At 69.4% G+C, this 412-nt stretch carries 1 protein-coding gene; it reads right to left on the bottom strand.

The window, feature by feature from the left end; translation table 11 throughout:
* Positions 1-118: 118 nt before the first annotated feature.
* Positions 119-412: YeeE/YedE family protein (locus HC031_RS32320; protein ID WP_167929249.1), on the bottom strand; the 294-nt coding region annotated here is incomplete at its 5' end.

Raw genomic sequence — 412 nt, 5'->3', positions numbered from 1 at the left:
CGGAAGGTGAACATGCGGTTGAGCTCGGCGTAGTCGCCGAACCCGATGTTCGCCACGGTGTAGCCGAGGGCCAGCCCGGCGATGATGTTCGCGGCGAGGAGCCCGCCCCGGGTCCGCATCAGATCACCTTCCACAGCAGGAACGACACCAGGACGCCGGTGCCGAAGAAGACGGCGGTCGCGACGAGGCTGACCGGCTGCAGCCTCCCGCAGCCGTTGAGCCCGTGGCCGCTGCTGCATCCGCCGGCCAGGCGGGTGCCGAAGCCGACGAGCACGCCTCCGACGAACAGCGCGGCGACCATGGCGGTCGGGTTGCCGGTCACGATCTGGCGGAAACCGTCGCCCATGTCGAGGCGAAGGTGGAATCGGCCGGAGGTCACCGCCGCCACCCACCCACCGACGAAGATCGAAAG

This window comes from Planosporangium thailandense (genome assembly GCF_011947195.1).
Taxonomy (GTDB): domain Bacteria; phylum Actinomycetota; class Actinomycetes; order Mycobacteriales; family Micromonosporaceae; genus Planosporangium; species Planosporangium thailandense.
Note: the sequence above shows the minus strand (reverse complement) of the source record. Positions and strands in the feature narration are given on the sequence as shown.